Source organism: Pseudomonas marvdashtae (assembly GCF_014268655.2).
GTDB classification, from domain to species: domain Bacteria; phylum Pseudomonadota; class Gammaproteobacteria; order Pseudomonadales; family Pseudomonadaceae; genus Aquipseudomonas; species Aquipseudomonas marvdashtae.
Window position 1 is genome coordinate 2,118,092 of sequence record NZ_JABWQX020000001.1, and the last position, 21,046, is coordinate 2,139,137.

At 59.0% G+C, this 21,046-nt stretch carries 19 protein-coding genes; 14 read left to right on the forward strand and 5 right to left on the reverse strand.

Annotated elements, in window-relative coordinates; genetic code table 11:
- Positions 1-92 precede the first annotated feature (92 nt).
- The 3 genes from HU742_RS09755 to HU742_RS09765 all read right to left on the reverse strand — a co-directional run bounded on the left by HU742_RS09755 (position 93) and on the right by HU742_RS09765 (position 3,789).
- A complete protein-coding gene (locus HU742_RS09755; RefSeq protein ID WP_186642336.1) occupies positions 93-1,508 on the reverse strand; it encodes an amino acid permease in 1,416 nt (471 codons plus the stop codon).
- Between the two features lie 146 nt (positions 1,509-1,654).
- Complete coding sequence (ocd, locus tag HU742_RS09760) at positions 1,655-2,707, reverse strand: ornithine cyclodeaminase (protein ID WP_186642932.1); 1,053 nt, start codon at positions 2,705-2,707, stop codon at positions 1,655-1,657.
- Positions 2,708-2,754: 47 nt separating this feature from the next.
- A complete protein-coding gene (locus HU742_RS09765; RefSeq protein WP_186642337.1) occupies positions 2,755-3,789 on the reverse strand; it encodes a histone deacetylase family protein in 1,035 nt (344 codons plus the stop codon).
- Between the two features lie 119 nt (positions 3,790-3,908).
- Between HU742_RS09765 and HU742_RS09770 the strand changes: the two genes are divergently transcribed.
- On the forward strand, positions 3,909-4,409 hold the full coding sequence (locus HU742_RS09770) for an Lrp/AsnC family transcriptional regulator (RefSeq protein WP_039589627.1): 501 nt from the start codon (positions 3,909-3,911) through the stop codon (positions 4,407-4,409).
- A gap of 29 nt (positions 4,410-4,438) precedes the next feature.
- Here the strand turns inward: HU742_RS09770 and HU742_RS09775 are convergent, their stop codons facing one another.
- Positions 4,439-5,416, reverse strand: coding sequence for a LysR family transcriptional regulator (locus HU742_RS09775; RefSeq protein WP_186642338.1), 978 nt, complete (start codon positions 5,414-5,416; stop codon positions 4,439-4,441).
- Positions 5,417-5,568: 152 nt separating this feature from the next.
- Between HU742_RS09775 and HU742_RS09780 the strand changes: the two genes are divergently transcribed.
- The 6 genes from HU742_RS09780 to HU742_RS09805 all read left to right on the forward strand — a co-directional run bounded on the left by HU742_RS09780 (position 5,569) and on the right by HU742_RS09805 (position 12,172).
- Entirely contained in the window at positions 5,569-6,879 is a 1,311-nt protein-coding gene (locus HU742_RS09780; protein ID WP_186642339.1) for an MFS transporter, read from the forward strand.
- Entirely contained in the window at positions 6,879-7,634 is a 756-nt protein-coding gene (locus HU742_RS09785; protein WP_186642340.1) for a class II aldolase/adducin family protein, read from the forward strand. The genes HU742_RS09780 and HU742_RS09785 overlap by 1 nt, the downstream gene beginning before the upstream one ends.
- A 2-nt stretch (positions 7,635-7,636) precedes the next feature.
- Complete coding sequence (locus HU742_RS09790; RefSeq protein ID WP_186642341.1) at positions 7,637-8,569, forward strand: 2-hydroxyacid dehydrogenase; 933 nt, start codon at positions 7,637-7,639, stop codon at positions 8,567-8,569.
- A 27-nt stretch (positions 8,570-8,596) separates the two neighbouring features.
- On the forward strand, positions 8,597-9,613 hold the full coding sequence (locus HU742_RS09795; RefSeq protein ID WP_186642342.1) for a histone deacetylase family protein: 1,017 nt from the start codon (positions 8,597-8,599) through the stop codon (positions 9,611-9,613).
- 112 nt (positions 9,614-9,725) lie between these two features.
- Positions 9,726-10,847, forward strand: a complete 1,122-nt coding sequence (locus tag HU742_RS09800) for a phosphotransferase (RefSeq protein ID WP_186642343.1) — start codon at positions 9,726-9,728, stop codon at positions 10,845-10,847.
- The gene (locus HU742_RS09805) at positions 10,844-12,172 is read left to right on the forward strand and encodes an aspartate aminotransferase family protein (RefSeq protein ID WP_186642344.1); all 1,329 of its coding nucleotides are present in this window, start codon (positions 10,844-10,846) and stop codon (positions 12,170-12,172) included. Before HU742_RS09800 ends, HU742_RS09805 begins: the two co-directional genes overlap by 4 nt.
- Position 12,173: 1 nt before the next feature.
- Here HU742_RS09805 and pdxR read toward each other — a convergent pair whose 3' ends face one another.
- The gene (gene pdxR, locus HU742_RS09810; RefSeq protein WP_186642345.1) at positions 12,174-13,643 is read right to left on the reverse strand and encodes a MocR-like pyridoxine biosynthesis transcription factor PdxR; all 1,470 of its coding nucleotides are present in this window, start codon (positions 13,641-13,643) and stop codon (positions 12,174-12,176) included.
- Positions 13,644-13,945: 302 nt separating this feature from the next.
- Here pdxR and HU742_RS09815 point away from each other — a divergent pair, with 302 nt between their 5' ends.
- From HU742_RS09815 to HU742_RS09845, 7 genes are all read left to right on the forward strand, one after another.
- The gene (locus tag HU742_RS09815; RefSeq protein WP_186642346.1) at positions 13,946-14,614 is read left to right on the forward strand and encodes a GntR family transcriptional regulator; all 669 of its coding nucleotides are present in this window, start codon (positions 13,946-13,948) and stop codon (positions 14,612-14,614) included.
- Positions 14,615-14,690: 76 nt separating this feature from the next.
- The gene (locus HU742_RS09820) at positions 14,691-15,500 is read left to right on the forward strand and encodes an ABC transporter substrate-binding protein (protein ID WP_186642347.1); all 810 of its coding nucleotides are present in this window, start codon (positions 14,691-14,693) and stop codon (positions 15,498-15,500) included.
- 12 nt (positions 15,501-15,512) lie between these two features.
- Positions 15,513-16,289: an amino acid ABC transporter permease gene (locus tag HU742_RS09825; protein ID WP_186642348.1), complete on the forward strand. Its 777-nt coding sequence runs from the start codon at positions 15,513-15,515 to the stop codon at positions 16,287-16,289.
- Between the two features lie 2 nt (positions 16,290-16,291).
- A complete protein-coding gene (locus tag HU742_RS09830) occupies positions 16,292-17,071 on the forward strand; it encodes an amino acid ABC transporter ATP-binding protein (RefSeq protein WP_186642349.1) in 780 nt (259 codons plus the stop codon).
- A gap of 22 nt (positions 17,072-17,093) precedes the next feature.
- A complete protein-coding gene (locus tag HU742_RS09835) occupies positions 17,094-18,704 on the forward strand; it encodes a gamma-glutamyltransferase family protein (RefSeq protein WP_186642350.1) in 1,611 nt (536 codons plus the stop codon).
- A gap of 119 nt (positions 18,705-18,823) precedes the next feature.
- Complete coding sequence (locus HU742_RS09840; protein ID WP_437179895.1) at positions 18,824-19,540, forward strand: SDR family NAD(P)-dependent oxidoreductase; 717 nt, start codon at positions 18,824-18,826, stop codon at positions 19,538-19,540.
- A gap of 82 nt (positions 19,541-19,622) precedes the next feature.
- Positions 19,623-21,017 carry an aspartate aminotransferase family protein gene (locus tag HU742_RS09845; protein ID WP_186642352.1) on the forward strand — a complete coding sequence of 465 codons (1,395 nt, stop codon included), beginning with the start codon at positions 19,623-19,625 and terminating at the stop codon, positions 21,015-21,017.
- Positions 21,018-21,046: the final 29 nt, after the last annotated feature.

Sequence of the window (21,046 nt, forward strand, 5' to 3'; positions counted from 1 at the left end):
ACACACCGCAACGGCGAGCAAGCAGGCTTTAGCTGCATTGCCAGGTCAGCGGGTGCTGCCCAGGATTGGCGCAGACGCCTCGTTAGAGCAGCTCAACCGAATTGACCTGCCGATTCAACCGCGGTTTTTGGCTTCCAGCTACGTGTCAGCTGATAAGCAATGGCCAGCCATATGAACCACCCCGGCATGACCATCAAGGCAACGCGGGTGTCAGGCCTCAAGGCCAGCAGGCACAGAACGAAGCCCATAAACGCCAGTGAGAACCATGCCATTGGGACGCCGCCGGGCATCTTGTAGGCCGATTTTGCGTGAAGCTCAGGACGCTTTTTGCGATAGGCAATGTAGGACGCGAGGATGGTCGACCACGTGAAGATCACCAGAATCGCTGACACGGTGGAAACGATGGTGAATGCCGTCATGACTTCCGGAACGATGAACAGCACGAGCACACCCAGCAGCATCAATACTGTCGTGAAGGCCAGGCTCAGCAGAGGCACGCTGTTGCCCGACAGTCGCCGAAAAATACCCGGAGCGTTGTCCTGATTCGCCAGCCCGAACAGCATGCGGCTGGAGGAGAATACGCCACTGTTGGCCGATGAGGCGGCGGATGTAAGGACCACGAAGTTAACGATGCCGGCTGCTGCGGGAAAGCCTGCGACGAGGAAAAGTTCGACAAAAGGACTTTTTACAGGTGACACCTGTTGCCAGGACGTCACGGCAATAATGCAGCCCAATGCCAACACGTAGAACAGGATGATTCGCAGCGGAATCGAGTTGATCGCTTTGGGTAGGGTCCGCTCCGGAGACCGGGTTTCTGCCGCCGCGGTGCCGATCAGCTCAGTGCCGGCAAATGAGAAGATGGCCATCTGAAAACCGGCGAAAAAACCAAGCAGGCCATTAGGGAATGCCGCCTGCTTATCGACCAGATGGCCCAAGGACGCGGTAACGCCACTGGGGGAAACGAACGAGCTGGCAATCAGCACGATGCTCACGCCAATAAGCGTCACGACGGCGATGATCTTGATGATCGCGAACCAGAATTCGACTTCACCGAAAAGCCTGACCGTCAGCACGTTCAAGGCGAACAGTGTCGCCAGCATCCCGATAGCGGGTATCCAGGCAGGCAGATGGGGGAACCAGTATTGGAAGAACCCTCCGACGACGACGGCATCGCCGATCACTGCAACGCTCCAGCTCAGCCAATACGACCAGCCGAGGAAAAATGCGGCGCGAGGCCCCAGGTAGGCGCCGGCAAAATCCGCAAAGGTCTTAAAATTCAAATTGGAAAGCAGCATTTCGCCCATGGCACGCATGACGAAGTAAACGAACAGGCCAATGATCATGTAGATGAGGATGATCGAGGTGCCGGAGAGGGCGATGATCTTTCCGGAGCCCATGAACAAACCCGTGCCAATGGCGCCCCCCATGGCCATTAATTGGATGTGACGATTGCTGAGCGTGCGCTGCAGCGCAGGCTGCTCAACCTGCTCTGATAAATTCGATTTCATTTCAAAACCTCTTGATCTTATGTTTTTGAGTTTTGGCAGAAAAGTGGTTGTCCAGCGCCATTGTCAGGACGCAATGGCGGGTCACGGTGTTGTTTTATTTGGACAGTGACGCCCCGCTGCATAGGCCTTGGGGCGTCACCGGGAGGTCAACTGGCCGTGCGCAGATGGGCGGCTTTGGTCGGTTGCTGATCAAGCATCTGGAACAGGTTTTTTATATTTTCAGGTGTTGGCACCAGGTGGATGTGCCGGCCGACCTGGTGTTCTTGCGCCATCGCCTGCAGGTAGCGAAGCGACGAGAAATCCTCCAGGGCAAAACCCACGGAATCGAATACCGTGACCTGTTCATCGCTCTCGCGTCCCTGGACGTCGCCTTGCACAATCCGGAAAAACTCGACGACGGGCGAGTCAGCCTCCAGTTGCTGAATATCGCCTTCAATCCGCGTTTGAGGTTCAAATTCCACGATGACCCGGGCGTTGCGCAGGATGTCGGCGTGCAGTTCGGTCTTGCCCGGGCAGTCGCCGCCGACGGCGTTGATATGCATGCCGGGCTCGATCATCTCGGGCGTCAGGATCGTTGCGTAGGCCTTGTCGGCCGTAACGGTGGTGACAATGTGCGCGCCCTTGACCGCTTCCTGTACGGAGGCGGCGTGAATCACTTTGATCGTCGGGAAAGCGGCCAGGTTGCGCAGCAGCTTGAGTGAGGCATCGCGATCAATATCGAAGATGCGGATTTCGTTGATGCCCAGCATTTCATGGAAGGCAAGCGCCTGAAACTCGCTCTGCGCGCCGTTGCCAATGAGCGCCATCGAGGTCGCCCCTGGACGGGCAAGCGCACGCGCCACCAATGCCGAGGTTGCCGCTGTGCGAACGGCGGTGGTGAGTGTCAGCTCGCTTAGCAGGGTTGGATAGCCACTGTGGACATCGGCCAGCAGACCGAATGCCATCACCGTCAGCAGGTTCTGCTGACCATTGTCCGGATGGCCGTTCACGTACTTGAAAGAATACTGCTTGCCATCATCGGTCGGCATCAACTCGATCACACCGTCCGGGGAGTGATTGGCCGTGCGCGGCGACTTGTCAAACTGCGCCCAGCGTAAATAGTCGGCTTCGATGTAGGTGGCCATCTCACGGATTGCCCGGCGGATGCCGACCTTGGCGAACAGGCGTGCGGCATCATCGACATCTATGAATAGCGTCATTTTCTTATTCTCCAATCCATCCAGTTAAACGTTGTAGAGCGGGGTGCTTAAGCGCGTTTGCTCTCGAAACCATGCAGTACGTTCACCGCATTGATGCCGATTTCATCGACCATGTAGCCGCCTTCCATCACGAAGAGGGTGGGGCAACCAACGCTCGCTATCAGCTCGCCAATTCCGATGAAATCCTGGCTTTCCAACAGGAAGTGGCTGATGGGGTCGTCTTTGAAAGTGTCGACGCCCAGTGAGATCACCAATACTTCTGGCGCGAATTGCTGAAGTTTTTTGCAGGCATGGAGCAGCGCGTCGCGATAGGTTTCCCACGCGGTGTTTTTCGGTAACGGGTAGTTGAGGTTGAACCCTTCGCCATGGCCGGCGCCGACTTCACCGCTGAACCCCGAATAGTAGGGATAGGACACGGCCGGCTCGCCGTGCAGCGATACGAACATGACGTCATTGCGCTGGTAAAAAATGTTCTGGGTACCGTTGCCATGGTGAAAATCGACGTCGAGCACCGCGACACGTTTGGCGCCTTGGGTGATCGCCTGCTGTGCAGCAATGGCCGCATTGTTGAGGTAGCAGTAACCCCCCATGTATTCACGTGCCGCGTGATGGCCCGGCGGACGGCAAAGGGCAAAGGCACTGTCGTGGCCCTCATCGATAAGTGCCAGGCCTGTCAGGGCGATATCGGCACTGGTCTTGACTGCCTGCCAGGTGGTGGCGGTGATGGGTGAACCGGCATCCATTGCATAGAAGCCGAGTTTGCCGTCAATAAACGTTGGCACCTGATCGTTGGCCAAATCGCGTACAGGCCATACCAGTGGCAAGGCATCATGAGTGCGTCCTGTTGCGCACCATTCTGACCAGGCGCTTTCCAGAAAGCTCACGTAGCGCTCGCTGTGCGCGTTGACATAACACGAGCGGTCAAACACGCGCGGTTCGACTATCTGGCCAAGGCCTACCTGCTTGACACGGTTGTGAACGGTGTCGGCCCGGCTGGGCTGCTCGAACGACAGCTTGAGCACGCCATCCTTCAACTCGGTGCCATGGTGCAGACGGTGGGAATCACTGAAAACTGTAAACATTCTGCGCATCCGTTAATGTGAGCCAGTGCAAATATTCTGTTCTGGTCAGGACGCGATTTCTTTGCTTTGTTTGCGTACATCTCTATATTTATCGGACGATTTAACTCAGGAATGGCGTAATGAAGAAAAATATATCCAGGCGCATCAGCCTCGACGAGACCGATCTGGCCATTCTTGAGTTATTGCAGGACGATGCGAGCATTTCAAACGCCGAACTCAGTGAGCGGCTTTCGTTGAGCCTCACGCCTTGCTGGCGACGGCGCAAGAGAATGGAAGAGGCGGGGGTGATCAAGGGGTATCAGGCGACACTTGATCGAAGAATGCTGGGGCTGGATATCATGGCCTTCGTGCACATCCGCTTTTCTACCCACGCCGATCACGCGCCGGACGCCTTCGAGGCCGTGATTGCTCAGTTGCCACAGGTATTGGCCTGCCACAAGATCACTGGCGACGCCGACTATGTGCTTCAAGTGCTGGCGGAGGACCTTGATAGCTATAGCGACTTTATCGAGCAAGTGCTGAGGCGCCAGGTGGGTATAGCGTCTATTCAGTCGAGTCTGGCTTTGCGCGAAATCAAAGCGGGTAGCCGTATTGCCATACCCAAATTGAGCAAGGATTGAATGTCAGTCCCTCTGGGCTGAATAAATCTTTAAAACCTTCCCGCCACGTCCGTCGTCATAAGCATCTGCTCGAAACGCTCCAGGAAGACCGACTCGGCGCGGGTCATCTTTTGGTCGCGGTTCCAAAGCAAATAGACGTTCACATCGCTGACGCCCTCCCAGGGCGGCAGGCGCCAGATTTCATCGGCCTGCACATCGGCAGCGACAATGTGTTCTGGCAGGCAGCCAATGCCATATCCTGCGGCAACCAGGCGCAAGATCTCATCCAGGCTGGGTGAAGAGGCGACAATGCGTCCAGTGAAGCCTTGTTGATCCCTGAATACCGTGAGCGGCGATAAATTGCCGCCGATCTGGTCACTGGTGAAGCTCACGAAATTTTCGCTTTGCAGGTCTGACAAGGTCAGGTTCTTGCGTCCAAACAGCCGATGGCGCTTCCCACAGAAAAACGCATACCGCTGTTCAAGCATCACCCGCTGTTCGAGGCGGGGCTGCGGTGTACGGCACAGGCTCAAGCCGAAAGACGCGGTCTTTTGCAGCAGCGCACTGATCACATCCGAGCTGCGCAGTACATCAACTTCCAGTTCCACTTGAGGAAACTCATTGTGGAATTGCGCCAGGAATTCATCGTAGCTGCGAGACTGGATACGGCTGATGGACAGTAGCCTGATTTTACCCGTCACCGTCTCTGCGGGTGCGTCCAGCGCGGGGCCCAGGCGGGAGACCGTTCCGTAAATCTCTGCAGCGATCTGCATGACCTCCTCGCCGGCCTTGGACAGGGTGATACGCGGCCCGCGACGCACCACCAGTTCACTGGCAAGTTGCTCCTCCAGCCGTTTGAGCGCCTGGCTGATTGCCGGTTGACTCAAGTGCAGGCGGGCGGCAGCGCGGCTAATGCTGCCCTCTTGCCCGATAACCAGGAAGGTGCGCAACAGATTCCAGTCCAGGCGATCATTGAGAAAACGCTTGGCTTCGGGGTCGCGCTGAAAACCAGACGATGAGGATGTCATTATTGTCCAGGCTTATACTTGAGTATTTAGATTAGAAGCTTTTCCTAGCATAGGGCTTGGCGCACCATCCAGCAATGCACCGCGAGAGTGCGACCTTCATGCTGATGCATGACCTACCTCCTGCCTATAACAATGATTTCCGGGAGCCTCAGATGACCAGCAAAACCTCCACGCCGCGGCGTGCCGCAGCCGCCGCATTTATCGGCACCACCATCGAATTCTATGACTACTACATCTATGCCTTCGCTGCGGCATTGGTGTTGGGACAGCTGTTCTTTCCCAGTGAAAACCCGGCCCTCAGCACCATGGCCGCGTTTGGTAGCTTCGCTGTAGGCTTCATCGCCCGGCCGTTCGCCGGGATGGTATTCGGTCATCTGGGTGATCGCCTGGGCCGCAAGAAAATGCTGCTGGTGACCATCGTGCTGATGGGCGTTGCGACGACCGGTATAGGCTTGTTGCCCACTTACGCCCAGGCAGGTATCTGGGCGCCCATCGGTCTGGTGTTGCTACGGTTGCTGCAAGGCATTTCTGTCGGCGGCGAATGGGGCGGCGCGGTACTGATGGCCAGCGAGCACGCCCCCAAGGGACGCAAGGTGTTTTTTGCCTCGTTCGCCCAATGGGGCAGCCCGGCCGGCCTGTTGCTGGCGCTGATCGCATTTCGTTTGATCAGTGAAATGGAACAGGAAGCCCTGATGAGTTGGGGCTGGCGCATTCCGTTCCTGATGAGCGGCGTGCTGATGATCGTCGGCCTGGCGATTCGCTTCGGTGTGCCGGAATCGCCAGAGTTCGCCGAGGTCAAGGAGAGCGAGCAAACCTCTGACAACCCGGTGATGGAGGTGCTGCGCACGGGCTGGAAGAACATTCTGTTCGCTGCGCTGGCCGTCACCATTGGTTCGGGCGGCTTCTTCTTCACCAACACGTTCATGATCACCTACGTCACTCAGTATCAGGGCATCGCCAAGACCACGATCCTGGATTGCCTGTTTGTGGTCACCATCCTGCAGTTCCTTTCGCAACCCTGTTCGGCACTGCTGGCCGAACGCTTGGGTGAAGGGCGCTTCCTCAAGTGGGTGGCGTCACTGTGTATCGTGGTGCCATATCCGATGTTCCTGCTGGTACAGACCGGCAACCTGTTCTACATGACCGCCGGTATTGCCCTGGCGGTGATCCTGCTGGCCGCACTCTATGCAGTGATTGCCGGCTACATGGCTGAAGCCTTCCCGGCGCGGGTGCGGTATTCGGGTATTTCGATTGCCTATCAACTCGGTAGCGGCTTGACTGGAGGCCTGACCCCCATGATCGGCACCTTCATCGCCGCTCAATTCGCGGGGCAATGGGTGCCACTGGCGCTGTTCTTCAGCGTGCTGGCCCTGATGTCACTGACCGGCGTGCTGGGGCTGGCGCAGCTACGTAGCGCCAACGCCAGGCCGACTGCTCTGTCCACTTCCCAAGGAGTCGCATGATGAGCAAGCCTCTCGCCATGTCAGCGGTCGAATGGCAAGCGCGCTGTGAGCTGGCGGCGCTGTACCGCTTGATCGCCTACTACCGCATGACCGACCTGATCGATACCCACATCACCCTACGTGTACCGGGACCTGCGCAGCATTTTCTGATCAACCGCTACGGGGTGGCGTTCGAGAGAATGCGCGCCAGCGATCTGATCCTGATCGACCTGCAAGGCAACGTGGTCGGTGGCAACTGCAACGGTGGCAAGGTCAACGCCGCCGGGTTCGTCATCCACTCGGCCATCCATGAGGCGCGCCCGGACCTGCACTGCATCATCCACACCCACACTGCCAGCGGTATGGCGGTGGCGGCCCAGCGCGACGGGTTGCTGCCGCTGACCCAGCATGCGCTGAAGTTCTACGGCAACCTGGCGTATCACACCTATGAAGGCATCGCGCTCTCGCTGGAGGAGCGCGCGCGCCTGGTCGCCGATCTGGGGTCGCACAAGGCGATGATCCTGCGTAACCACGGTTTGCTGGCGGCCGGTGCGGGTGTAGCGGCGGCGTTCCACGAGATCTATTTTCTGGAGCGGGCCTGCCAGGCGCAGATCCAGGCGATGTCAGCCGGTGTCGCGCTGAACATTCCCAGTGAGGCCGTATGCCAACACACGGCGGCGCAGTTTGGCCGTGACGGCATCGATGGCATTATCGACCTGGCCTGGCAGGCCGCGCTCAGTCTGATCGACGAGCAGCGCACCGACTGGTGCAGCTGACCATGGCCCGCATCGTTTTGCTCTGCCAGAACCCCGCGTTGACCGATTGGCTGGCCACGCTTTTCGCCGTCCATGCGCCGCACTTGAACGTACTGCGGCCAGACGATGTGCAGGCGCCGCTCGCCGAGGTCGCGGTGTGCTGGTTCCCACCGCCCGGCAGCCTGGGGCGCTTGCCGCGCCTGCGCCTGGTGCATTCGATCGGCTCGGGTATCGACCATCTGGCCCAGGACGACTCTCGCGATGCGGCGGTGCCGGTCTGCCGCGTGGTCGACCCTGACCACAGCCTGGGCATGAGCGAGTACGTGCACTGGGGCGTGCTGCACTTCCATCGAGGCTTCGACCAGGTGATCGTCGGCCATCCTGCGCAACATTGGCAGCGTCCGGTGCAGCGAAAGGCTGAAGATTTCAGGGTCGGTGTGATGGGCCTGGGCGCGATTGGCACGCCGGTGGCGCTCCGCCTTGCTGCGGCGGGCTACGACGTGCGCGGCTGGGCCCGCACGGCGCGTGAGATCGACGGCGTGACAACCTTCAGCGGTCCCGATTCTCGACGTGAGTTTCTCGACGCACTGGATGTACTGATCAACCTGCTGCCACTCACCCCCGCGACCCATGGCGTGTTGTGCGATGAGGTATTCCAGTGCATGGCCAAAGGCAGCGCATTGATCAATTGCGGCCGCGGCCAGCATCTCAACCTCAATGACCTACGGCAGGCACTGGCGGGCGGGCAACTGCGCGGTGCCTTGCTGGATGTCTTCGAGCAGGAGCCTTTGCCCGCCGACTCGCTGTTGTGGCACACGCCGGGGGTCTGGGTGACGCCGCACATGGCGTCTGCCGCGTCCGACCTGTGCATCGCCCGGCAAGTCGCCGATAACGTGCTGCGATTGGCCCGCGGGCTTGAACTAAACAATCGGGTCAATCCTGAACTGGGCTATTGACCGCATGGGTTTTGAGAGAGGTCCACAATGAAAACATTTTTCCACCCGGCACAGCGCCTTCACCACCCTCGTTCCTACCTGTCGCGCGGCCAGATGCGTCAGCCACAGGAGTTGCCTGCGCGTATCGACCCGCTGCTGGCGATGGTCGAAAAACTGGGTTACCCGCTGTTGGCGCCCGACGATTATGGCCAGGCACCGCTGGCCGCCGTACATACCCAGGCCTATCTGGATTACCTGAGCAGCGCTTACCAGCAGTGGCACGAAGTGCCGGAAGACTGGGGCGATGAAGTCATGTCCAATATCTATATCCGCGAAGGCAACCCTCTGCGTGGGATTCTGGGCAAGACCGCTCGCTATCTGGCTGACGGCAGTTGCCCGATCGGCGAGCACACCTGGCAGTCCGCCTATTGGTCGGCACAGAGTGCCGTGGCTGCGGCCCACGCGGTGATCGAGGGAGACCCGTCGGCCTACGCGCTTTGCCGTCCACCGGGGCACCACGCCCGTGCCGAGGCCGCAGGCGGCTTCTGCTTTCTCAACAATGCGGCAATTGCCGCTCAGGTGCTGAGGGGCAGGTTTTCCAAAGTCGCGGTGCTCGATACCGACATGCACCACGGCCAGGGCATACAGGAAATTTTCTACGACAGGGATGACGTGTTGTATGTATCGATTCACGGTGATCCGACCAACTTCTACCCGGTGGTCGCCGGTTTTGATGACGAGACCGGAACCGGTGCCGGTGAGGGCTTCAACCTGAACCTACCGATGGCCCACGGCGCCAGCGAGGCGGATTTTTTCAATTGCATGGATCAGGCCGCCTCTGCATTGCGCACGTTCGGCCCGGATGTGTTGGTACTCTCGCTGGGCTTCGATATTTACGAGAACGATCCCCAGTCAAAAGTATCCGTCAGCCATGAGGGCTTCCGTTTGCTGGGGCAGCGGATCAAGGCGCTGGGGATTCCTTGCGTGGTGGTGCAGGAGGGCGGTTATGACATCGCCACGCTGGATGAAAATGCCTCGCGCTTCTTCGCCGGCATGACTGCTTGACGTCACATTAATCGGTCCTGCCGCAGTGGCCTTATGAGATTCTTCAGATTGGATATTTCAGGTAGGGCCGATACCGTCTACGTTTTCCCCTGGTAGATATCAGGGGTATCTCATGCACAATCCACACGCTCAGCACGAACAGCAAGAGCGCTCCAGCGGGTCGGCGCGTGAAGACGAAGTGACGACTAACGATCTGTTCAGCACACATTTCTCAGGTTTGTCTGCCATTCAAGCTCAGTACCTGGCCCGTTCGGTGTTCGGCATTGACGGGCAGGCGTCGATACTGACAAGTGAGCGTGATCAGAACTTTAAAATCTCGACCGACCAGGGGCGTGATTTTGTGTTGAAGGCGACCCACCCATCAGAAGATCCTGGCGTGACCGACTTCCAGACCCAGGCTCAATTACACATCATGAACAAGGGGCCAGAGGTTCAGGTGCCAAGGTTGAGGCCGACGCTTGACGGTGAGTATGTACATCGCCGCAATATTCCCGGGTCCGAACAGAGCCAAGCCATCAGAGTCATCGATTTCATACCAGGCGCGCCACTCTACAAGGTGCAGCGCAGCGCCAGGCTACTTGAATCACTAGGTGTGGCAATGGCACATCTGGATATTGCGCTGAAAGGTTTTAATCATCCCCAGATGAATCACAAACTGTTGTGGGACATCCAGCACCTGAAAGAGTTGAGCGCGCTGACGAGTTACATCGACGATGATAAAAAACGTGAGCGAGTTCTCGAAGGCTTGAAGCGTTACGTGACCGAAACTGAACCCGCACTCAAGCAGCTACCAAAGCAAGTCATTCATAACGACATGAATCCGTACAACATCATGGTCGATGATGAGAGTGGGACCAGGCTCACCGCGATCCTGGACCTTGGTGATATGGTTTCGGCCCCAAGGGTCCAGGACCTGGCAGTGCTCTGTGCCTATCAGTTGGCGGAGGGTGACAACGTGTTGAGTCATGCGGTGGAGTGCATAAAGGCCTACCACGCTGTCAGCCCACTCACGCAATCGGAACTCCATCTGCTCCCCAAGTTGATCGAAGCCCGCTTGCTGGCCACGGTGCTGATCACCGAGTGGCGAGCCAGGGACCATCCTGAAAACAGCGAATACATACTCCGCAACAATCCGTCCGCATGGGCTGGGCTGCGGCGCCTTGAGGCATTTGGGCCGGGTCAGGCACAGATCTATATCTTAGAAAAAATCCAGGAAGCGGGGATGGTCGTATGAAAAAAGATTCCAACATGCTCAATTCGTTTGACGCCGCGCGCTTGGGGCACTTGCCTTTACAACAAGCCGACATGATCAAACGGCGCAACAAGGTACTTGGTCCGGCTTACCGTCTGTTTTATGAGGAGCCACTCCATATTGTTCGAGGAGAGGGCGTTTACTTGTTTGATCAGGACGGACGACCCTATCTTGATGCCTATAACAACGTAGCGTCTATTGGCCACTGCCGTCCGGAAGTGGTTGAAGCCATAACCCGTCAGGCTTCAATGCTGAATACCCATACCCGCTACCTCCACGATCTGGTTATTGATTATGCAGAGCGGTTGGTCGGTACGTTTCCGGCTGAGCTGTCACAGGTCATGTTTACCTGCACCGGCAGCGAGGCAAACGACCTGGCATTGCGCACCGCCAAGCACTTTACAGGCGGCACCGGCGTCATCGTGACTCAACTCGCGTATCACGGTGTGACGGCTTCTGTTGCAGAGATTTCCCCTTCGCTTGGCGGCGGCGTTCCACTGGGTCAGCATGTGCGGGCGGTGGAAGCGCCGGATACGTATCTCTTCAGCGGCGAAGATATTGGTGCGCGCTTCGCGAAAGCGGTAGGAGAGGCCATTGCCGACCTCAAGCGACACGGCATCAAACCCGCCGCGTTAATCGTTGATTCCATTTTTTCCAGCGACGGCGTGTTTTGCGACCCGGAGGGCTTTCTGAAGGAAGCTGTGGATTTGATACGCGCCGAAGGAGGCCTCTATATTGCGGACGAGGTGCAATCCGGCTTTGCGCGAACCGGGTCGGCCATGTGGGGCTTTCAGCGGCATGGACTCATCCCCGATATCGTGACGATCGGCAAGCCCATGGGCAATGGTCATCCCATCGCGGGCCTGGTTGCCAGGCCCGAGGTGCTTCAAGCGTTTGGAGATCAAGCCCGCTACTTCAATACGTTTGGCGGCAACCCCGTTTCCTGCGCCGCCGCGATGGCGACACTGCAAGTGATCCAGAACGATAGGCTGCAGGACAACGCGGCGCGCATTGGTGCGCTTATTCATGCTGGCTTTCGGGAGCTTGCCGAAAAAATCGAGCTGATTGGCGATGTCAGAGGCGATGGACTATTTATTGGCGTGGAGCTTGTAGTCGATCGCAAGACCAAGGCTCCCGCCAAAGGGGTGGCCGACCAGATCGTGAACGGTATGCGCCAGCGTGGCGTATTGATCAGCGCAACCGGCCCACGGGGAAATGTGCTGAAGATTCGCCCAATGCTTACGTTCAATGAGGCTCACGCGCAACAGCTGTTGATGGCCGCATCGGGTGCGCTGGAGAATCTTTGAATCAGTAGAGGCTACGACTCATGGCCGTCGATAAAGAATGCACGCCGGCCTCGATCCTTTCCAGCGGTACTGCGCCGAAACCAAGGACGAAGCACCTGTTTTCCAGGCTGGGGATATTTTTTACAAAACAGGGCGTTCCAAGGAAGATCCCTTCGCGTTTGGATTCATTAATCATGCTCTGATAATTCACCAGTGAAGAACACTCGGCAAAAACATGAAGGCCCGCCCGCGCGCTGGAAAGGCTCACCATGTCACCCAGCGACTTTTCAAGAGAGGATCTCAATAGATCTTGCCGGGATGAATACTCGGTACGCATTCTGCGAATATGCTGGGCAAAATGCCCCTCATGAATGAAGTCAGCCAGCGCTGCCTGGAGGTGCAAAGCCCCGGGTCTGAAAAGCTTCGTGCTGGCCTTGGCAAAGGCTTCTGAAAGGTGATTCGGTACCACCAGAAAGCCCATGCGTATCCCTGCGAACATCGCCTTGCTGAAGGTGCCGATGTAGATAACGCGTCCATCAGTGTCCAAACCCTGGAGCGAAGGCAGCGGGGCGCCGTCGTATCTGAACTCGCTGTCGTAGTCGTCTTCCAGGACCCATAGATTTTGTGCTCGGGCGCTTTGAAGCAACTCCAGGCGCCTGGACAACGGCATCACGACGCCCGTCGGATATTGATGCGACGGGCTCACGACGACGATCTTTGTCCGTGGCGGGACGTCACTGTTCGCGAGGTCCAAACCCTGTTCGTTAACCTCACCCCCTGCCACGTTCAGGCCGGAAGCTGAAAAGACGGTAGGAAAGGCCCAGTGGCAAGGATTCTCGACGATCGCAGTATCGCCTGCATCTGCAAGCAATCTCGCACAGAGGTCAACGGCCTGGTGTGTACCGGTCGTGATAATGATCTGGCCAGGATCACAATTGACGGATCGTGAGATTTTCAGATAGCCCGCTATCGCCTCCCGAAGTTGGCGTAATCCGCCATGGTCCGCATAGCCAGAGAGCGCCAGATTGCCTTTCGAAAGATATCTGGCAACGAGCCGCTTCCAGATATGAAACGGGAAGGCTTGCGAATCGGCAACCCCAGGCACAAATGCTCCAGTGGTATTTCCCATACCCCCCGGCAATGAGGTCAATTGAGAACCGCGCCTGGAAAGCTGCATGGAGTGCTGCGTATGTACGTTTCCGGGCGCAGCACTCAGTGGCTGCTTCAGGGTAGGGGCCACGTATGTCCCGTTTCCGGCACGGGTAACCAGATAGTTCTCCGCGATCAGTCGGTCGTAAGCCAGGGATACGGTGATCCGAGAGACCTCAAGGTCAGCGGCCAATGCGCGGGATGAGGGAAGCTTCTGCCCCGAGATCAACGTGTGATCCAGCACTGCAAACCGAATGGTGTCATACATCTGCTTTTGCATCGGAATCGATGACTGCTTATCAAGGTTTTTTAAAAGCAAGTCAGTCAAGAGGACAGCGCGCATTGGAGTGGCTCTATCAAAATGTTCGGTATGGCTATACACCCTATTGCCAGTGAGCGTCATATTCAATCGGGTTTCCCCCAAAGAACCTGTCGATGGACACCGCTACTGTCCTGCACAGAACCAGGCCGTCAATGTGCCAATTGGTAGCACGTAGCGCGATTTTCCTGCGACCGCTCTCCTGCGTAAAAACCAAGGATTGCATTTGAATCAGCCAGTTAACCTGTCATGAGCATTATTGGCACGCACCGTGCTTTATTGTATTTGTGGATAATTGGATACAAAAATACAAAGAGGCTGACCCTATGCAATTTGCCCCCGCTTACGTTGACCGCCAGCCTCTCACTGCGGAAGAGGAGGCCTACAACTTCCTCCTCGATGCCATCTGCGGCGGCCGTTTCCGCAAGGGCGATCGCCTGATTGCCGAGGATATCGCCGGCGAGATCGGCATGAGCCGCATGCCGGTGCGCGAGGCATTCCGCCGCCTGGATGCCCAGGGCCTGGTAACGCTGCGGCCCAATCGCGGTGCCATCGTCAGCGGTCTGGATCTCGATGATCTGTACGAGGTGTTCGAGATGCGTAGCGCGCTTGAAGGCTTGGCGGTGCGCGTCGCGGTCAGCCGCATCGGTGAGCGCCAGTTGGCGGCGCTGGAGCGGTTGCTGGACGAGATGGATGACTACCGCGACGAGAGCGCCGCGTGGGTCCGTCGCCACCGCGCCTTTCACGAATACCTGTGCGGGCTCAGCGGCCGGCCACGCTTGATGAAGCAAATTTCAGCGTTGTATTCGCTGGTGGAAGCCCCCATGCGTTTGTGGCTGCAGCACAGCGAAAAACCCCTCAGCGCGCGCGAGGAACACGCGGTGATCCTCGACGCAATTCGCGCCGGGGACGCCGCCCGCGCCGAAGCCGTGGTGCGCGAACACATCGAAAGCACCGTGCCGCTACTGATTCGATTTCTGCAACTGGAAAAATAAGAGAGGCGGGGCCTAACCCGTCCGTGTTTTGACTTTAGTCCTGCCCCCGTTATTCAACGAAGTGGAGTGTCTGGTCATGCATAAACAACACCGCGCCTTGCTGGTGGCTGTCACCCTGGGTTTCTGTACACAATGGGCGTTTGCCGCGCCCCAGGTGCCGGAGCGCCTGCAAAAGGTCGATAAACTCACCTACTGCTCGGGAATGGATTCACCGCCCCTGGTGTCCTTCGACGAGTCCCAGAAACCGCGTGGGCTCACCGTCGACCTGGGCCTGGAAATCGCCAAGCGCCTGGGCAATAAAACCGTGCAATGGCGGGTCATTCCGTTTTCCGGCCTGGTGCCGGCGCTGCTCGCCCAGCAGTGCGACATGATCGTCGACCAGCTGTTCGACAAGCCCGAGCGCCGCCAAGTGATCGACATCGTCAACTACATGTACTCCAGTCAGGCGGTGGTGGTACCCAAGGGCAACCCCAAGGGCATCAAGACCCTGGATGACCTGTCCACGCACAAGGTCGCCGTGCTCAACGGCTCCACCATCAAGACCCTGCTCGACACCCAGAACGAGAGCCTCGCCAAGGCCGGCAAGCCCCCGATGAAACTGGTGGTGTACAACACCGACACCGATGCCTTCCAGGCCCTGCGCATCAGCCAGGTCGACGCCTATGGCACCACCGTGGAAACCGCTGGCTACTACGCCGCGATGGCCCCGGAGCTGTTCCAGGAAGGCGTGCCCGCGTTCAGCCGCATCCTCACCGGCCTGGGCATGCGCAAGGACGACCCGCAACTGACCGTTGCCGTGCAGCAGATCATCAGCGACATGCGTAGCGACGGCAGCTATGTGCAATTGCTCAACAAATGGCATGTCAGCAGCGACACACTCGACTGAGGTTCTACAACGATGAATTTCAATTGGGATGTGTTCTGGCAATACCTGCTGCAGCCCAGTGGGGTCTACCTCACCGGGCTGTGGCTGACTTGCCTGATCAGCGTGCTGGCGATGCTGCTCGGCTGTGCGCTGGGCCTGGCGGCGGCGCTGTTGCGCCTGTCGAAGAACCCGCTGCTGCATCTGCCGGTGCGCTTTTACGTGTGGTTGATGCGCGGCACGCCGTTGCTGGTGCAGATCGTGTTTCTGTACACCGCACTGGCAGCGGGCGGGATCTTCCGCTTCGAGGACATCGAGCTGTTCGGGCTGATCATCCCCGGCAACATCCAGGCGGCGATCATCGCCCTGGGCCTGAATGAAGGCGCGTACATGGCCGAAATCATCCGCGCCGGCATCGGCGCGGTGGACAAGGGCCAGTACGAGGCCGGACGTTCCCTGGGCATGGGGTTCGGCAAGTTGATGCGGCGCATTGTGCTGCCCCAGGCGTTCCGGGTGATCGTGCCGCCGCTGGGCAATGAGTTCAATGTGATGCTCAAGAACACCACGCTGGTGAGTGTGATCGGCGTGCAGGAGCTGTTGCTCAGCACGCAGATGGTGACCTCGGCGACGTTTCGCGTATTCGAGTTGTACTTGGTCGTCGCCATTTACTTCCTGACCTTGACCACCCTGTGGGGCTTTTTCCAACGCTGGCTCGAACACCGCTTCGGCCAGTCCGATCGGCCTTCGGCGCCACCTCCGGCCGCCAGCCGCATGTTCGGTCGCAGCACCCTGAAACTGCTGAGGGGACGTTAACCATGGCGCACCAAAGTGAAGAGCTGATCATTGACGCACAGGATATCCAGAAGTCGTTCGGCGAGTTGCAGATCCTCAAGGGCATCTCCCTGCAAGTACGGCGCGGCGAAGTGGTGGTGCTGATCGGCGCCTCCGGCTCCGGCAAGACCACCTTTATCCGCTGCATCAACCTGCTGGAAGACATCCAGGGCGGGCGCATTCGCGTCAACGGCCGCGCCATGGGCTATCGCGAACGCAGCGACGGCAGCCTGGTACGCGATTCGGAGCGCAACATCGCCCGCCAGCGTCGCGACATCGGCATGGTGTTTCAGCGCTTCAACCTGTTCCCGCACATGACCGCGCTGGAGAACATCATCGAAGCGCCGATCCAGGTGCTCGGCGTGCCGCGTGCGGCGGCGCTGGAACAGGCGCGCGGCTTGCTGGCGCGGGTCGGCCTGGCGGACAAGGCCAGCCACTACCCGTCGATGCTCTCCGGCGGCCAGCAGCAACGGGTGGCGATTGCCCGTGCTTTGGCGATGAAACCCCAGGCCATGCTGTTTGACGAACCCACCAGCGCTCTCGACCCTGAAACCGTCGGCGAGGTCCTGCAGGTGATGAAGGAGCTGGCCGAGGAGGGCATGACCATGGTGGTGGTCACCCATGAAATGGGCTTTGCCCGCGAAGTGGCCGACCGCGTGGTGGTGCTCGATCAGGGCGAGCTGATCGAACAAGGGCCGCCGGAACAGATTTTCAGCCACCCCAGCCATCCACGTACCCGGGCGTTTCTCAGCCGTGTGTTATGACCTTTTTTGAAGAGCCTTTGCCATGTTGAAATTCTCCGCTCACGAGTATCCCTATCCGTCGCAACGCCAAAGCGTTTTCGCCCGTCGCGGCATGGTCGCGGCGTCGCAGCCTCTGGCGGCACAGGCCGGTATCCAGATCATGCAGAAGGGTGGCAATGCCATCGATGCCGCGATTGCCACGGCGGCGGCCCTCACTGTGGTTGAACCCACCGGCTGCGGCCTGGGCGGCGATGCATTTGCCCTGGTGTGGTGCAGGGGCCAGTTGCATGGCCTCAATGGCAATGGACACGCGCCGGCCGCCTTGAGTATCGAAGCGGTCAAGGCGGCGGGGCACACACAGATGCCGCTGTACGGCTGGACCCCGGTTACGGTGCCGGGTTGCCCGTCGGCGTGGGCCGAGTTGTCGAAACGCTTCGGTAAGTTGCCGTTTGCCGATTTGCTGCAACCAGCGATCAGCCTGGCACGCGACGGTTTTCCGCTGTCGCCGGTGGTTGCCCACCAATGGCAGATCTCCTTGAACGAATTCGGCCCGCACCGCGATGACGTGCTGCAAGCTTGGTTCGATACGTTCCTCGTCGACGGGCACGCACCCCAAGCGGGCGAAATTTTCCGCAACCCGGCCCAGGCCCGCACCCTGGAAGAACTCGCCGCCACCGGCTGCGAAAGCCTGTATCGCGGCGCTCTGGCCGAGCGCCTGGATGCGCATTCGCGCGCCAGCGGCGGCTACCTGCGCGCCAGCGACCTCAAGGATTACCGCGCGCAGTGGGTGGAGCCGATCCACATCAATTACCGTGGTGTCGACGTTTGGGAAATCCCGCCGAGCGGCCAGGGCCTGGTGGCGTTGATGGCGCTGAAGATCCTCGAAGGCTTCAACTTCGATCACCGCGACAGCCAGCAGACCTGGCACCGCCAACTGGAGGCGATGAAGCTCGCCTACAGCGACGGCCTGCACTACATCACTGACCCGGCGCACATGCGCGTGGCGGTGGCCGACCTGCTCAGCGATGACTACAGCACCCGCCGCCGTGACCAGATCGGCGAGCAGGCCCAGCCGCCCAAACCCGGCGACCCCCATGCCAGCGGCACGGTGTACCTGGCCACGGCGGATGCCGAAGGCAATATGGTCTCGTTCATCCAGAGCAATTACCACGGCTTCGGCTCCGGCGTAGTGCTGCCCGACAGCGGCATCGCCCTGCAGAATCGCGGGCAGGAATTCAGCCTTGATGAGGCGCATGCCAACTGCCTGGCACCGGGCAAGAAAACCTTCCACACCATCATCCCGGGCTTCCTCAGCAAGGACGGCAAGGCCCTTGGACCGTTCGGCGTGATGGGCGGCTATATGCAGCCCCAGGGCCACGTGCAGATGGTGATGAACCTGGTGGACTTCGGCCTCAACCCCCAGGCGGCATTGGACGCGCCGCGCTGGCAATGGCTGGGCGACATGAAGGTCGGCATCGAACACGGTGCTTCACGCGACATGGTCAATGCGCTGGCGCGGCGCGGGCACAAGGTACAGACCGACAGCGACCTGACCGACTACGGGCGTGGGCAGATCATCCTGCGCGACCCGGTCACCGGCGTGTTGTGCGGCGGCACTGAGCCACGGGCGGATTCGCATATCGCGGCGTGGTAACGGTTGCCTGATTGCCATCCTTTTACCCATCGAGTAAGCGGGAGAGCACTGTGTTCAATAGTGAGTTGGGCGCGCACGTTGCACTGGTCAGCGGTGCCGGAAGTGAAGCCGGGATCGGCATGGCCATCGCTCGCAGACTGGCTGCATCCGGAGTGAAGTTGATCATTACGGCGAGCAGTCAGCGTATTTCGCAGCGGATTGAAGAGCTGCGAGCTGAAGGGTTCGAAGTGGAAGGCCGGCCAGCTGACCTCACTGATGAATGTCAGGTGCGTGATTTGAGCCTGTGGGCAGAGTCCGTCTGGGGACGGGTGGATATTCTGGTGAACAATGCCGGCATGGCCATGCAAGGAAGCCCTGAGGTGTTCTCGGAATTGGCAACGATGGAACTGCAGGAGTGGAATCTTTCACTGGGCAGAAACCTGACCACAGCCTTTCTTCTGACGCGAGCCGTTCTGCCCGGTATGAGGGCGCGAAATTACGGGCGCATCATCAATATCAGCTCCACCACAGGCACTCGGTGCAGCAACCCGGGCGAGGCGGCTTATAGCGCCGCCAAGGCCGCGATGGTAGGCATGAGCATGGGGCTTGCGCTTGAAGTCGCCAGGCAAGGGGTCACCGTCAACAGCGTCGCGCCGGGCTGGATTACCACAGGGTCAACCTCACCCGTTGAAGCCGAGGCGGGACGCTTCACCCCGATGGGCCGGGCAGGCAGCCCTCACGAAGTGGCTGCGGCGGTTGCATTTCTGGCGTCGCCTGAATCCAGTTACATCACCGGTGAAGTCATTGTGGTGGATGGCGGGAACTGTTTGGTCGAGAACAAAGCCCCTCGGGCCTGAACTTAAAGATGGGGGCGGTGGAGTGTTCCTGTCTGAACGACGACGTTTAACTGATTTTTGTCATTAACACAGGGTGTTGATCATGTCGAAAAGTGGAATTAGTGAATCAGCGATTGCTGCGTTTACCGCCTCCGAGCGTGAGCGTTTCATAGAAAGCAACCCAGCGTCGATGGCGCTGGCCAAGCGTGCCAGGGCGAATCTGTTCAACGGTGTGCCCATGCACTGGATGAGCGACTGGTCGATGCCTTCGCCGCTGTTCGTGCAGCGTGCCAAAGGTGCACGCTTCACCGATGTTGATGACCATGAGTACATTGACTTTTGCCTGGGCGACACCGGCACGATGTTCGGCCATTCACCTGATCCTGTTGCCCGCGCCATCGCCGAGCAGGCGAACAATGGCTTGACCACGATGCTGCCCGGCGAGGACGCGGTGGTGTGCGGCGAGTTGCTGGCTCAGCAATTTGGGCTGCCTTACTGGCAAGTGACCGCGAATGCGACTGACGCCAACCGTTATGTGCTGCGCTGGGCGCGCGCCATCACCAAACGCAATGTCCTGCTGGTGTTCGACGGCTGCTATCACGGCACCGTGGATGACGTGATGGTGCGCTACCGCGACGGCAAGACAGTGCACCGTCCGGGTCTTGTGGGCCAGGCCTACGACTTGAGCCAGTACAGTCGATCCATCCCCTTCAACGATGTCGCCGCACTGGAGGCTGCGTTAGCTCAGGGCGATGTGTGCGCGCTGATGTGCGAGCCGGCGATGACGAACATCGGCATGGTCCTGCCCGATCCTGGGTTCATGCAAAAGTGCCGAGAATTGACCCGCCAATATGGCAGCCTGCTGGTCATTGATGAGACTCACACGATTTCCACGGGCTTGGGTGGATGCACGCGCCAATGGGCGTTGGAACCCGACTTTTTCGTGGTGGGTAAACCCATCGCAGGGGGCATGCCTTGCGCTGTGTTTGGCGTGACCGAGGAAGTTGCCCGGGCCATGCGCGACGTGCAGATGAGCGCAGAGGGCGGCGGCCATGGACACAGTGGCATGGGAACAACGCTGTCCGCCAACTCGCTGGCGATGCGCTGCATGCGCGCCAGTCTTGAAGAGGTCATGACCGACGGAGCCTACCAGCACATGCTGTCTGTCGCCTCACGACTGGCGCAGGGATTTCGCGCGTTGTTCAAGCGCCACCAACTGAACTGGTCTGTCACCGAGTTGGGCGCTCGTTGTGAGTTTCAATTCTGTGCCACGTCGCCCAGAACCGGTGCGCAAGCCGAGGCGGCTTTTCATGACAGCCTTCAAATGGCGCTGCACCTCTACCTGATCAATCGCGGCATCCTGATCACACCTTTTCACAACATGACCCTGTGCTGTCCACAAACAAGTGATGCAGATATCGACAGGCTGATCGGTGAACTGGATAACGCGCTGACCACGCTGCTTGCGCTGCCGGGAGCCCGGGTCCTCTCTTCATAAGTGGATGCTGACGCCGCCGTTTTTTCAAA

Excerpts from the sequence above, each read along its gene's own strand:
- HU742_RS09755 (WP_186642336.1), bottom strand. The coding sequence starts at position 1,508 with ATGAAATCGAATTTATCAGAGCAGGTTGAGCAGCCTGCGCTGCAGCGC.
- HU742_RS09780 (WP_186642339.1), top strand. The coding sequence starts at position 5,569 with ATGACCAGCAAAACCTCCACGCCGCGGCGTGCCGCAGCCGCCGCATTT.
- pdxR (WP_186642345.1), bottom strand. The coding sequence starts at position 13,643 with ATGCGCGCTGTCCTCTTGACTGACTTGCTTTTAAAAAACCTTGATAAG.
- HU742_RS09815 (WP_186642346.1), top strand. The coding sequence starts at position 13,946 with ATGCAATTTGCCCCCGCTTACGTTGACCGCCAGCCTCTCACTGCGGAA.
- ocd (WP_186642932.1), bottom strand. The coding sequence starts at position 2,707 with ATGACGCTATTCATAGATGTCGATGATGCCGCACGCCTGTTCGCCAAG.
- HU742_RS09845 (WP_186642352.1), top strand. The coding sequence starts at position 19,623 with ATGTCGAAAAGTGGAATTAGTGAATCAGCGATTGCTGCGTTTACCGCC.
- HU742_RS09790 (WP_186642341.1), top strand. The coding sequence starts at position 7,637 with ATGGCCCGCATCGTTTTGCTCTGCCAGAACCCCGCGTTGACCGATTGG.
- HU742_RS09820 (WP_186642347.1), top strand. The coding sequence starts at position 14,691 with ATGCATAAACAACACCGCGCCTTGCTGGTGGCTGTCACCCTGGGTTTC.
- HU742_RS09825 (WP_186642348.1), top strand. The coding sequence starts at position 15,513 with ATGAATTTCAATTGGGATGTGTTCTGGCAATACCTGCTGCAGCCCAGT.
- HU742_RS09765 (WP_186642337.1), bottom strand. The coding sequence starts at position 3,789 with ATGTTTACAGTTTTCAGTGATTCCCACCGTCTGCACCATGGCACCGAG.
- HU742_RS09835 (WP_186642350.1), top strand. The coding sequence starts at position 17,094 with ATGTTGAAATTCTCCGCTCACGAGTATCCCTATCCGTCGCAACGCCAA.
- HU742_RS09805 (WP_186642344.1), top strand. The coding sequence starts at position 10,844 with ATGAAAAAAGATTCCAACATGCTCAATTCGTTTGACGCCGCGCGCTTG.
- HU742_RS09770 (WP_039589627.1), top strand. The coding sequence starts at position 3,909 with ATGAAGAAAAATATATCCAGGCGCATCAGCCTCGACGAGACCGATCTG.
- HU742_RS09775 (WP_186642338.1), bottom strand. The coding sequence starts at position 5,416 with ATGACATCCTCATCGTCTGGTTTTCAGCGCGACCCCGAAGCCAAGCGT.
- HU742_RS09795 (WP_186642342.1), top strand. The coding sequence starts at position 8,597 with ATGAAAACATTTTTCCACCCGGCACAGCGCCTTCACCACCCTCGTTCC.
- HU742_RS09785 (WP_186642340.1), top strand. The coding sequence starts at position 6,879 with ATGAGCAAGCCTCTCGCCATGTCAGCGGTCGAATGGCAAGCGCGCTGT.
- HU742_RS09840 (WP_437179895.1), top strand. The coding sequence starts at position 18,824 with ATGGCCATCGCTCGCAGACTGGCTGCATCCGGAGTGAAGTTGATCATT.
- HU742_RS09830 (WP_186642349.1), top strand. The coding sequence starts at position 16,292 with ATGGCGCACCAAAGTGAAGAGCTGATCATTGACGCACAGGATATCCAG.
- HU742_RS09800 (WP_186642343.1), top strand. The coding sequence starts at position 9,726 with ATGCACAATCCACACGCTCAGCACGAACAGCAAGAGCGCTCCAGCGGG.